Origin of the sequence: Paenibacillus sp. 1182, from assembly GCF_017833915.1 — a bacterium.
In the GTDB taxonomy this organism is placed as follows: Bacteria; Bacillota; Bacilli; order Paenibacillales; family Paenibacillaceae; genus Paenibacillus; species Paenibacillus polymyxa_D.
The window spans coordinates 1-13,232 of the sequence record NZ_JAFICR010000017.1 but is presented as its reverse complement, the minus strand read 5'-3'; the positions used below and the strand labels follow the sequence as shown (position 1 = coordinate 13,232).

9 protein-coding genes are annotated in these 13,232 nt (G+C 46.8%); 7 read left to right on the top strand and 2 right to left on the bottom strand.

Annotated elements, in window-relative coordinates; genetic code table 11:
- Nucleotides 1-86: 86 nt before the first annotated feature.
- A complete protein-coding gene (locus JOD82_RS25360; RefSeq protein ID WP_069011143.1) occupies nucleotides 87-2,522 on the bottom strand; it encodes a glycoside hydrolase family 94 protein in 2,436 nt (811 codons plus the stop codon).
- A 224-nt stretch (nucleotides 2,523-2,746) separates the two neighbouring features.
- On the opposite strand from JOD82_RS25360, the gene JOD82_RS25355 reads away from it, so the two are divergent.
- Together JOD82_RS25355 and JOD82_RS25350 are read left to right on the top strand one after the other, a co-directional pair.
- On the top strand, nucleotides 2,747-3,481 hold the full coding sequence (locus tag JOD82_RS25355) for a thioesterase II family protein (protein ID WP_069011141.1): 735 nt from the start codon (nucleotides 2,747-2,749) through the stop codon (nucleotides 3,479-3,481).
- A gap of 19 nt (nucleotides 3,482-3,500) precedes the next feature.
- Complete coding sequence (locus tag JOD82_RS25350; protein WP_039275066.1) at nucleotides 3,501-4,355, top strand: sugar phosphate isomerase/epimerase family protein; 855 nt, start codon at nucleotides 3,501-3,503, stop codon at nucleotides 4,353-4,355.
- 93 nt (nucleotides 4,356-4,448) lie between these two features.
- Here the strand turns inward: JOD82_RS25350 and JOD82_RS25345 are convergent, their stop codons facing one another.
- On the bottom strand, nucleotides 4,449-4,817 hold the full coding sequence (locus JOD82_RS25345) for a DUF423 domain-containing protein (RefSeq protein WP_069011139.1): 369 nt from the start codon (nucleotides 4,815-4,817) through the stop codon (nucleotides 4,449-4,451).
- 276 nt (nucleotides 4,818-5,093) lie between these two features.
- Between JOD82_RS25345 and JOD82_RS25340 the strand changes: the two genes are divergently transcribed.
- The 5 genes from JOD82_RS25340 (at nucleotide 5,094) to JOD82_RS25320 (ending at nucleotide 13,098) form a co-directional block, all read left to right on the top strand.
- Entirely contained in the window at nucleotides 5,094-8,081 is a 2,988-nt protein-coding gene (locus tag JOD82_RS25340) for a glycoside hydrolase family 48 protein (protein ID WP_029515031.1), read from the top strand.
- 139 nt (nucleotides 8,082-8,220) lie between these two features.
- Complete coding sequence (locus tag JOD82_RS25335; protein ID WP_039275069.1) at nucleotides 8,221-8,724, top strand: ferritin; 504 nt, start codon at nucleotides 8,221-8,223, stop codon at nucleotides 8,722-8,724.
- A 290-nt stretch (nucleotides 8,725-9,014) separates the two neighbouring features.
- Nucleotides 9,015-9,563: a GNAT family N-acetyltransferase gene (locus JOD82_RS25330; protein WP_029515029.1), complete on the top strand. Its 549-nt coding sequence runs from the start codon at nucleotides 9,015-9,017 to the stop codon at nucleotides 9,561-9,563.
- A gap of 290 nt (nucleotides 9,564-9,853) precedes the next feature.
- The gene (locus tag JOD82_RS25325) at nucleotides 9,854-11,881 is read left to right on the top strand and encodes a S9 family peptidase (protein WP_069011138.1); all 2,028 of its coding nucleotides are present in this window, start codon (nucleotides 9,854-9,856) and stop codon (nucleotides 11,879-11,881) included.
- A 113-nt stretch (nucleotides 11,882-11,994) separates the two neighbouring features.
- On the top strand, nucleotides 11,995-13,098 hold the full coding sequence (locus tag JOD82_RS25320; RefSeq protein WP_069011136.1) for a DNA alkylation repair protein: 1,104 nt from the start codon (nucleotides 11,995-11,997) through the stop codon (nucleotides 13,096-13,098).
- Nucleotides 13,099-13,232 lie beyond the last annotated feature (134 nt).

The window sequence follows — 13,232 nt, the reverse complement described above, 5'->3', positions numbered from 1 at the left end:
ACACTTAATGTATCTTTAGCCATTCTCGTATTATAAGATACTATGTGATGAAGTTGAAGCTAATTTTTTTGAAGGCCATGAACTTGTTAGCCTAGTAACACTTTTACTTGGTGGATAGCCCCGTCCGCTGCAACCGGCAGAATATTATTCGTAAGGAGGGTACCGTCTACAGTAACCGTAGCTACACCCTTGGAGACATGCTGTGGATTCGTGATATGGATCACGTAGGTATCGCCACGGAAGACGCGGGTGACTATGAATTCGTCCCAGGCTGTAGGAATGCACGGGTCAATACGCAGACCGTCCCATTCCGGCTGGATACCGAGGATGGATTGAGTAATAGCTATAAAGTTCCATGCCGCTGTACCCGTCAGCCAGGAATTTTTGGCTTCGCCTTCACGAACAGCATCCTTGCCCGCAATCATTTGTGCATACACATACGGCTCGGTGCGGTGAATGTCGCTGATGTCCTCCAGATAGGCAGGTGCAATTTTGCTATATAGCTCAAAAGCGCGATCTCCACGTCCTATTACGGCTTCCGCCATCATAATCCACGGGTTATTGTGGCAGAAAATACCGGCATTTTCCTTATACCCGGGAGGGTAAGATGAGATTTCGCCCAGATTGATGTAGTAACGGGAATAAGATGGATGTTGCAGCACGATGCCGTAGGGAGTTTCCAGTCGATCACGTGTAGAATCGAGAGCTTTATGTGCCAAGCCTTCTTCAACACCAATTCCTGCCATGACACAGAAACCTTGAGGTTCAATGAAAATTTGACCTTCCTCACAATCCTTGCTTCCTATTTTGTCTCCATAATGGTCATACGCACGTAAGAACCATTCCCCATCAAAACCATGCTCCAATGTAGCTGCTCGCATACGATCCACATGGGCTTGAGCTGTGGACGCTTCTTCATCCAAACCTCTGCGCTTGCAGAGCTCAATAAAATCCGGTCCCGTATATACGAATAGTCCGGCGATAAACACGGATTCAGCTACTCGGCCCTCCAAATTCTGTGTTGTCTGATAGGACTCATCGGGTGTAGCGGAAAAACAATTGAGATTCAGACAATCGTTCCAGTCAGCTCGGCCAATGAGTGGAAGACCATGCGGACCAAGATTATTTATTACATGGTAAAAAGAACGCTTCAAATGTTCAAACAGCGTAGCCGCACGCTCTACATTTCCGTCAAAGGGCACTTGTTCGTCCAGTATGCCAAAGTCTCCCGTTTCTTTGATATACGCTGCGGTACCGACAATAAGCCATAACGGATCGTCGTTAAAGCCACCGCCAACCTCGTGGTTTCCTTTTTTGGTTAACGGTTGGTACTGATGATAAGCTCCGCCGTTTTCAAATTGAGTAGAGGCAATGTCGATAATCCGTTCCCGTGCCCGCTCCGGTATTTGGTGGACGAAACCGAGCAAATCTTGATTTGAATCCCGGAAGCCCATACCACGTCCGATACCAGATTCAAAATACGAAGCTGAACGTGACATATTGAATGTAACCATGCATTGATACGGGTTCCATATGTTTACCATTCGGTTCAGCTTGTCGTCGTGGCTTTGAAGGGTGTACTTGGACAGCAGATTGTACCAATAGGCTCGGAGTTCACTCAAAGCTTGTTTTACATCGGTTTCATCCGCAAACTGCGCAATCATGGCATGTGCCTGTTTTTTATTAATAACACCGTGGGACTCCCATTTCTCTTCCTCGGGATTTTCCACATAACCGAGTATAAAGTTACAGCTTGTTTCTTTGCCTGGCTCCAGCGTGATCTCAATGCAATGTGATCCGACAGGGGACCATCCGCTGGCAATAGAGTTCGAGGCTTGCCCAGCGGCGACCGTTTGAGGCTGATCTAATCCGTTGTAGAGTCCCAGAAAAGCTTCACGATCTGTATCATAACCCGCTAGCGGACGATTAGCAGAGAAAAAAGCATAGTGATTGCGGCGTTCACGGTATTCCGTTTTGTGATAAATGACAGAGTCCTGTATCTCAACCTCGCCCGTGTTCAAGTTGCGCTGGTAGTTGGTCATATCGTCATAGGCGTTCCACAGACAAAATTCCACGAACGAAAAGAGTTTGATCTTTTTGGTTTGTAATGATGTGTTCTGAAGCTTAACCTGATGGACCTCGCCGTCAAAGGATAGGGGTACAAAAGCCAGCTGCGTGGCTCGAATACCGTTGCGTTCTCCCATAATTGAGGTATAACCAAGTCCATGGCGGCATTCATACTGCTCCAGCTCCCGTTTGACCGGCATCCAGCCTGGAGTCCAATAATCCCCATCATCATAAATATAAAAATAACGACCACCGTTATCGACAGGAATATTATTGTAACGGTAACGTGTTAAGCGACGTAAGCGAGCATCCCGGTAAAATGCATAGCCGCCACTTGTATTGGAAATCAGTCCAAAAAATCGTTCATTACCTAAATAATTAATCCAAGGATAAGGGGTTTGAGGGGTGTGGATGACATATTCTTGATTGACATCATCGAAGAAACCATACTTCATGGCGCAGAACTCCTCTCGATTTGAAAAAATAAAAGGCCCAATACATGATTATATTCAAACATGAAGCCGTTCTTCCTTTAGGAAGATATTCCCCTCTTTATGTAAAATGCGCTTGATTTTCTCAACCTTTCTTCTGGGATTTGCAAAATATTTGAAATGGGTAAATATACCTTTTTATGCTAAAATGAAAAAGTTAGAACTTAGCAAGGCAGGAGGTTGCAAGAATGGCACCTATCACATTATTTTTCATCCCATATGCAGGCGGATCGGCGTCGGTCAGCTTCAAATGGAAAAAGTCGCTACTTCCGCAGATTAAGCTTGTTCCACTGGAATTAGCGGGCAGGGGTATTCGTTCTGGGGAACCGCTAAAGGAAAGCATTGAGGAGATGAGCGAGGATCTGATGCACAAGATCAGCGAAGAGATAGCCCCCGGCAATCCTTATGCCATATACGGCCACAGTATGGGGACGATGATCTCATTCGAGCTGTACTACAAGCTGGTGGCCGGTGGATATGGCAAGCCTGCTCATCTGTTCGTTTCGGGTGGACGGGCACCGCATGTCCCAAGAAATTCCTCGTGGTTACACGATCTGCCCGCAGATCAGTTCAGGACGCATTTGCAGCGGTACGGTCAGCTTTCGGAAGCGATTTTTGACAATCAGGAATTATACGACTATTTTATGCCCGTGTTAAGAGCGGATTTCAAAGCTGTTGAGTTGTATAAGTACACGGCTAAAGCCGCACTTTTACATTGTCCTATCACCGCTTTGACGGGAATGACCGATAACACGGTGACCTTACAAGATGCAGAGGCATGGGCACAGCATACGGATCAGCAATTTCGTATGTTTACCTTTGAGGGAGGACACTTTTTTATTCATGATGAAGTGGAGCGGATTACGCACATCATCAATGAGACCTTGGAGCAGATTACGGTAACAAGTAGCATACAAAAATAAAAATAAGAGGTGAATTTTAGTGACAGTAGGTGTATTGGCACATTTGTTTGGCAAGTTGCCTTATCGCGAATTGGCTGCAAAGGTAGGCGCAGCGGGCTTTACTCATGTTCAGCTGGCTCCGTGGAGAGCGATCAGTGATGTGGATTTTAATAAACCGGGTAAGTTCAATCCGGGATTGGCACTGTCTATCGCAGAAGAATTTCGTAAGCATGGTGTTTCCATATCGGTGCTCGGGTGCTATTTGCATTTTTTTGTACAGGATGAGGAATTGCTGCGTGAAAATGTAGAGCGCTTTAAAGAGCTGATCCGATATGCGGGTCTGTTAGGAGCACCCATGGTTGCAGCTGAAGTGGGACGTAATGAGGATGGTACCGCCTATACGGAACGTGACTGGAGAGTTGTAAGGGAAGTAGTGCGTGAATTAGCAGATGAAGCGGAGAAGTGGGGCGTATTCGTAGGATTGGAAGCTGCAAACGATCACTTGGTAGGAACTGCCGTAGAGTTGGCTACCTTTCTGGAGGAAGTGCCCTCTTCACACATCGGTGTTGTGATTGATCCTGGTAATCTGCTGAAAACGGAAAATATGGCGCAGCAGGATGAGATCATTCGGGAAGCTTTCCAACTGCTGGGCCCCCGGATTATCGCTGCGCATGCCAAAGACCGGCGTTTGTCATCGTCGGGTGAAATTGAGACGGTGCCGCCGGGTTTTGGAGACATGAACTATGGCCTCTACATGGAACTGCTGGAGCAGTACAAGCCGGGGGTTCATATTATTATGGAAGCTGCTCAGGAGCATGAGATGGCTGAATCCAGACGTTATATCGAAGGACACCGGATAGCCGCTCAGAAAGCGCAACAAGTGCAGACGAAATAATGTATTCTATCATAATACTCAGGAATGCTACGTTAATAATTCGAGAGACTTGGAAGCGCCTCCTTTTCCAAGTCTCTGTTTCTTTACCCTTGTTTAACCCTGCACAACCGCCACGATCACAATGACCCAGCTTGCCAAAAAAGCCAACCCGCCAATGGGGGTGATTGCTCCAAGCTTTTTCACACCGGATATACTAAGGGCATACAGACTACCGGAAAATAGGAGAATACCCACCAGCATAACCCAGCCTGCGGTTACGATGAGAGAAGAATGGACAAGTCTGTCAGCAAGAACTCCAAGCAGCAGCAAACCCAGTCCATGAGCGATTTGATATTGAATTCCTGTCTGGAATATGCTCATCATGTCTGCGGAAAGTCTCTTTTTCAATGCGTGTGCGCCGAACGCTCCAAGCGCTACGGCTAAAAACATCACGATACAACCAAGCAATAGCAAAATTTTCATGTTTTAACGCCTCCCTGTGAAATAGTACCGATTCCAATTGATTTCGTCAATTTTCCTTGTGAAACTCTAAACATATATAATTTTTCGACTCTCATTTGGCGCCTAGTGTGGTATATTTTTTCCAGGGCCAATGCGAAGCATTTGGAGCAATAGACAGCGTGTCCTCCACCTTTTTTATGGGAAAGTGAGGTGATGGTGCTGTCTTTTTATGCTGTCATTTTTCGGAATAAAATCTTGTGTAAAGTCAAAATTGATAATGGAGAGGATGAATGCAAAGTGATCAGCAGAAAATCCGTGTTCAGGAAATCTGTCTCTATGGTCATGTCAGCTATTTTGGTACTTCCGTTAACCTTGGGCTTATTTCAGGCAGAACCCGACCGTGCATCAGCTACAACACCGGAATCGACACGCTTTCTACAATTGTATAAACAGCTGAAGGATCCGGCTAGCGGATACTTTTCAAAAGAAGGCATACCTTATCATTCCGTTGAAACGCTCATGAGCGAGGCTCCGGATTACGGACACTTAACGACTTCGGAAGCGTACAGCTACTGGATGTGGCTGGAAGTACTGTATGGTCATTATACCGGGGATTGGGGGCATTTGGAATCCGCGTGGGACAACATGGAGAAATATATCATTCCTGTTAATGAAGGCGACGGTAAGGAAGAGCAACCGACAATGAGTAACTATAACCCGAACAGCCCCGCCACTTATGCAGCAGAATATTCGCAGCCGGATCAGTACCCAAGCCGCCTAAGTGGTCAGTATGGTGCTGGCAAGGATCCACTGGACTCTGAGCTGAAGGCAACCTATGGCAACAACCAGACTTATCTGATGCACTGGTTGTTGGACGTGGATAATTGGTACGGTTTCGGAAATCTTCTGAATCCGTCGCATACAGCAGCCTATGTAAACACCTTCCAGCGCGGGGAACAGGAATCGGTCTGGGAGGTTGTACCACATCCATCGCAAGACAATCAAAAGTTTGGCAAGCCTAATGAAGGCTTTATGAGCTTGTTCACCAAGGAAAATAATGCCCCGGCTCAGCAATGGCGTTACACGAATGCCACCGATGCAGATGCACGGGCAGTTCAAGCGATGTACTGGGCTAAGGAATTGGGATATGACAACTCCGTATATTTGGATAAAGCCAAAAAGATGGGAGACTTTTTGCGTTACGGCATGTACGATAAATACTTCCAGAAAACCGGAAGCGCTTCCAATGGAAGTCCAATTGCTGGTACGGGCAAGGATGCCAGTCTTTATCTGATGGCATGGTATACATCCTGGGGCGGCGGACTTGGCCAAAGCGGCAACTGGGCTTGGCGTATTGGTGCCAGCCATGCACATCAGGGCTACCAAAATGTCGTCGCAGCATATGCGTTGTCCAACCAAGATGGTGGATTAATACCGAATTCACCAACGGCGGGACAGGATTGGGCGACCTCGCTGAAGCGCCAACTGGAGTTTTATACTTGGCTGCAATCCGATGAGGGGGCCATTGCAGGCGGAGCGACGAATAGCTGGGATGGTGCCTACAAGGCTTATCCATCTGGCACAAGTACCTTTTATGGCATGGCTTATACAGGGGCTCCTGTATATAACGATCCACCGTCGAATAACTGGTTCGGGATGCAGGCTTGGCCTGTCGAGCGAGTTGCCGAGCTGTACTACATTTTAGCCAAGAAAGGGGATACTTCGTCCGAGCAGTTTAAAATGGCTAAACAAGTGACGGAAAACTGGATCGCATGGTCCAAGAACTATGTATTTGCCAACGAACGGCCTGTGACTGACGTGCAGGGATATTATTTGGATGCACAAGGCAAGCGTATTCTGGGTGGCAAAAATCCGAAAGTGGCTACTACAGCAGCTAAAGGCGAATTCTGGCTGCCGAGCAATCTGGAGTGGAGTGGAAAGCCTGAAACCTGGAGCGGATTTGCCAATCATAAAGGGAATACCAATCTCCATGTGGTAACAAAGAATCCGGGGCAGGATGCCGGAGTACTGGGCAGCTATGTTAAAGCACTTACTTTCTTTGCTGCTGGAACGAAAGCTGAAAAAGGAGACTATTCCGAGTTAGGCAAGGAAGCTAAGGATCTGTCTAAAGCTTTGCTTGATGCTGCATGGGGTTATAACGATGGTATAGGTATTACAACGAAGGAAGCTCGCGAGGATTATTATCGTTATTTTACTAAAGAAGTGTATATCCCGAACGGCTGGAGTGGTAAGACTGGACAAGGCAACACGATCCCTGGCACAGACGCTACCGCTTCTGACCCGTCCAAGGGCGGCAATGGTACCTATTCCAGCTATAGCGATATCCGGCCTAATATCACTAAAGATCCGCAATGGTCCTATCTTAAAGATAAATACACGACTTCTTGGAACAATCAGACCAAAAAATGGGATAAAGGTGCTCCAGAATTTACGTATCACCGTTTCTGGTCCCAAGTCGATATGGCAACGGCTTATGCTGAGTATGACCGTCTCATTAACGGTAGTGGACCAACCGAGCCGACAGCTCCCAAAGCTCCGGCAAATGTGAAGGCAAACGCAGGGGATGCTCAGGTTACACTCACTTGGAGCAAAGCGACGGGTGCCGATAGCTATACGGTCAAGCGCTCGACAACCAGTGGTGGTCCTTATACCACAGTAGCAACGGTAACAGACAGCACTTACAAGGATACAGGAGTGCTGAATGAAACCACTTATTATTATGTAGCAAATGCAACAAATTCTTTAGGAACCAGCCCGGATTCTGTCGAGGTCAGTGCTAAGCCTACGGCAGCTCCCATTCCAGCAACGGGAGACGTGATTGCCCAATACCGCGTGGGCGACACTAATCCGGGAGATAACCAGATTCGGCCACTGTTCCGTGTTGTAAACAAGGGTAAAGAGGCTGTCGAACTGAAAAATGTTAAGCTGAGATACTACTATACCGTAGATGGCGACAAGTCACAGGAATTCCATTGTGACTATGCACAGTTGGGTAGTAGTAACGTTCAGGGACGTTTTGTGAAACTGGATAAGGCCGTTACAGGTGCAGATTATTATCTGGAGATCTCCTTTGGAGCTGGTGCGGGAAGTCTGGCAGCAGGGGAAAATACAGGAGATATTCAAATTCGCATGAACAAGACGGACTGGAGCGACTATAACGAAAGTGATGATTTTTCCTATGATTCTACCAAGACCTCTTATACGGATTGGGACAAAGCACCTTTGTATATAAACGACAAACGTGTTTGGGGCCTGGAGCCTTGATTGCGAACTGAGTGTGGAAATCGCGGGCGGAATGTGAGAGCACTGAACTGGATTCATTTCCGTCCGTTTTTTTGTGATCGGATTCGTGGTACACTATGATCGTTACATCATTACATACATGACCGAGGTGACCTGAGACATGAATGACAATTTGGCACAGGCTCTGAATGAGCAAATGAACTTTGAATTTTACTCCGCTCACGTATATCTGGCGATGGCTGCTTATTGCTCCAGTGAAAGTCTGGATGGGTTTGCAAACTTCTTCCTAGTACAAGCTGAGGAGGAACGGTTTCATGCCATGAAACTGTATAAATACATTAATGACCGTAGAGGACGTGCTACATTGGCTGCATTACCAGAGCCCAAGAACAGCTACGATTCCATGCTGGACGTATTTGAGCATGGCTACAAGCATGAGCAGCAAAACACGCAAAAATTTTATCATTTGGCTGACTTGGCCCTCGATGCACGTGAGCATGCAACGATCCATTTCTTGAAATGGTTTATTGATGAGCAAGTCGAGGAAGAAGCGCTGTTCGACAGTGTTATCCAGAAGCTTAAACGCATTGAAAGAGACAGCAACGCCTTTTATATGCTGGACAGCGAGTTTGCCAAACGCAGCTTTACTGCCCCTGCGGAGTAACACTGCAAACATGTTGTGTTTGAAAATGCCTGAGGCATGGACAGCATTTTATTCGTCAAGAAAGTAAAGGAGCCCGGCTTTCGGGCTTTTTTGCGTTGACTTTGATTTACCGAATGCCCCTCTTTCGAGGGGATATTGTTATTTTAAATGGAGTTATAGAAAAAATTAATTTGTCGCTGGATGGTGAGCATGCTACAGTTATTTTAACTTTTATATCTGATTAAATAGATAGGAATAATTATATAGTGGTTCACGCGTTTTATAAAAACACTATAAGGAGGCGGGTTAGTATGAGTGAAATCTATCGTCTGGCACTCCAAGAGGACGCAGAAAGATTGCAGTATGTGACGTATGAGGCGTATGAAACAATTCGGCAGTTGGGGCTTCGATGGCCTGCCGCTCAGGCAGACGTTGCTCTCATTCAAGAAAATATTAAAAATAATGATTGCTATGTGCTGGAAGTAGACGGTGTCATTCAGGCTACCGTTAGCCATCTCAAAAATAGAGCCCTTAATTTTATAACCGATCTACCGTTTGTGATGTGGTTTGCTGTAGACCCGGCTACCCAGGGCAAAGGATATGGGAAAAAATTGTTGAATTGGGTAGAGCAAACGATTATACGTGATCAGGTGGGAGCTCCTGCAGTAACACTGGCGACTGCAGAAAAGCATCCCTATTTGCTATCCATGTACGAGCGTTGGGGATATGAACGTATCCATGCTTTTGACCATGGAACAGGGGACGGGACGATGCATTTACTGCGTAAAGTGGTGAATCCTGAATTATTCTCCACTTACATTCGTGAAAAAAATGAAGCCGAGACAGCCAACCAAAATTAGACCCGATCAACCGGAACAGACGAAGCCGATTCGTTCGCTGAAAGGGGCTTGGAGCGAATGAATTTTCAGTTATGATTGATGAATAACGTTACCCTCTCTCATGAAATTAACCGAAATAACGGTATTTTCTGGTCGATAGCGACTGAGAGAGGGGCTTTTTAATTTTGGACAAATTGACAGAAATAAATTAAAAGAGTAACGTAATTGTATAATTATTATAATCACATAAAATTAATCGGATTAATTAAAATTTGAAAATGTGGAATCTGATGATATAAGGAGGGATTTTTTTGGGCGACTCGCAATTTAGCACGACCAAGCGCTGTATAACAGCCGAGGATTTATATCGACTTCACTGGGTTAGCGATCCAGTTATTCATCCTATTAGTGGTGAAATCGCTTACGTAGAACAGTATATTAATAAAGAACGGACAGATTATAACTCAGGAATTTGGCTATTATCGTCCGATGGCGCTAGCGCATTACCCTTTACATACGGACCGAAAGATGAAATGCCTGTCTGGTCACCCGACGGATCACAACTAGCTTTTCTCCGTACAACAGACGGCAAGCGCCAGGTATGGATTATTCCAGAACGCGGGGGAGAGGCACGACAGCTTACATACGTAGAGAACAACGTTCGTTCATTAGCCTGGTCTCCTAATGGGACCTGCATATCGTTTGTAGCTAAAACGGCCGAGAACCCGTCAAGCCCGATATCCGATGAAGGAACTCAGGAGGCGCAACTTAAGGGACGAGTTGTTAATCGAACGAAAGCTAAATCCGACGGCTATGGACTGTGGGATGATACTCGTGATCACTTGTATGTAACGGATGTGACTTCGGGGCACACAGTTCAACTGACTTCCGGCGCTTATGATGCGGCAGAGCCTGTGTGGTCACCGGATGCTCAACGTATTTTATTCGTCGCCAGAATAGCAGAACATTCGAAAGAGGATACGGATTTACGTGAACTAAATGATTTGTTTACGATAACTCCTGCGATTTCAAATGATGATGCCGCAGCACCGCTTAAGCTGACCTATACTGAACTGCACATCGAGAGTGCTGCTTATTCTCCCGACGGTTCAACGATTGCCTTTTACGGCCATGATCGACATGCCAAAGGCGCTACTCAGACCCGACTGTACACGGTTCCTTCCAGTGGGGGGACGGCAGTATGCGTTAGTGAGATGCTTGACGCTCACCTTGGTAATGCGGGTATGAGCGACATGCGTTCACATCTTCATATAGGACCACCACGCTTTAGTGCCGACGGTCAATCCCTGTACACGCTGGTTACACGTGAAGGAAATGTGCACGTATATCAGTTTGCTCTTGATGGAACTTTTAAAATTTTAACGCAAGGAGAACGAGAAATTTACCAATTCGAGCTTACATCGGATGAGCAGCATATCATTGCCGCTTCCACCGATGTAACTTTACCAGGCGATTTGTTCCGGATTGCGATTCATTCAGGAACTGAGGAACGGCTGACACGAGTAAATGATTCTTTGCTTGATGAGATTGAGATTAGTGTGCCTGAGTGCTTTTGGACGGAGGTTGAGGATGGCCGACGGGTGCAGGGATGGGTAATGAAGCCTGCTGGGTTTAAGGAGGGAGTATCCTATCCTGCCATTTTGGAGATACACGGTGGCCCTCATGCCATGTATTCCAATTCTTTTTTTCATGAATTTCAGTTGCTGGCCGCTCAGGGATATACAGTCATCTACACGAATCCCGGAGGAAGCCGAGGGTACGGACAGTCTTTTACCAATGTCGTCCTTAGAGATTACGGCGGACGCGATTACACTGATCTACTGAGCGCAGTGGACGAGGCTATACGCCAGTTCCCATTCATTGATCCGGAAAGGCTGGGTGTAACAGGGGGCAGCTATGGTGGCTTTATGACAAACTGGATTGTTGGCCATACCGATCGTTTCCGCGCAGCTGTAACCCAGCGCTCCATATCTAATTGGCTGTCAATGTATGGAGTGAGCGACATAGGGTACTCGTTTACTGAAGATGAAGTCGGCGGGAATCCGTGGGAGGATTGCGAGCTCTTGTGGAGGCAATCTCCGCTGGCTTATGTGCAGCAAATTAACACACCGCTGCTCATATTGCACGGGGAGCAGGATCTGCGATGCCCTATAGAGCAGGGAGAACAGCTGTTTACAGCATTGCGTCGCTTGGGGAAACCTACGCAATTTGTCCGTTTTCCAGCTTCAAGTCACGAGCTTTCACGAAAAGGGCACCCGCAGCTTCGCGTGGAACGACTGCAACGCATTACCAATTGGTTTGCCCAACACGAATTATAAGTTAAATCGATTTCTTGTGTTGATGTAAAAATGTCAGGTCCTCATCATAGGACTTGGCATTTTTAGTATGCCTTGCTACAATTCTCTCAACCTCATTCAAAAGGAGATATATAATGGCTGAGCCCTTAAAAAATATGTACACGGAGAATTTTCTTCAACAATTCGGTGAAAAAGTACAGTCTGCATACAGGCCGTTCGATACCATCGGATTTATCCATCAAGTGATGGATGAAAAATGGGATGAGCTGGAGCTGAAAGAACGAATACGGCGTATTTCGTTAACATTAGGGGCATTTTTGCCCAGTAATTATGAAGAAGCTCTGGGTATTCTTTTTAATATAGATGAGCATTGCAGTGGTTTTCCGTACTTGTTTTTCCCCGATTTTGTGGAGGTGTATGGGCAGGGAGAAGGGGATTGGGACCTGTCCATGAAGGCGCTGGAGCGATTCACATCTAGGTCCTCTGCGGAGTTCGCCGTAAGACCCTTCCTCCTGCGTGAACCGGAACGGATGATGCAGCAAATGACGACCTGGGCGGGACATCAAAGTGAGCACGTTCGTCGTCTTGCCAGCGAAGGCTGCCGTCCACGGCTACCCTGGGGACAGGCGTTGCCTGTGTTTAAGCGCGATCCTGCTCCAGTATTGGCTGTATTGGAATTACTGAAAGCCGATCCATCACTATATGTACGTAAAAGTGTAGCCAACAACCTGAACGATATTGCCAAGGATCATCCTGATGTGGTCATTGCTACGGCTCAACGGTGGAAAGGGACACATCCTGACACCGACTGGATTGTGCGTCATGGCTGCCGGACCCTGATTCGCAAATCTATCCCCGAAGTGATGGCAATGTTCGGCTATGCGGATGAAACAGACGGGGGACCGTTGGTCACGGGTGCCTCTTTCACCACAGACCTTACCGTGCTAAAGCTTGGTGATAGCTGTGAGTTGAGCTACGCGCTTCAGCTTCGTGAAGGTGACCCGGTACGAGTCCGCATCGAGTACGGCATTGACTTTGTAAAGGCGAGAGGACAAGTTTCACGTAAACTGTTTTTGCTATCTGACAAAACGGTCCCCGGAGGAACCCATCTTACAGGTACACGGACACACCGTTTTGCAGACCTGACAACTCGTCGCCATTATGCGGGAACGCATCGGATTGCGTTGCTCGTAAATGGTCAGGAAGCGGCTTATACAGGGGTAGAACTCCAGTTGTAGATCAAGATTGCAGTGAAGAAAAAGAGCCTGAGATCAGGCTCTCAGATTGTCGAGAAACCCCGTCATTTTGAGACGTGGGTTTCTTTTTTACATCATAATGCTCTGGTCTCTGGAGAAGCAGGGGGGTTACCCCT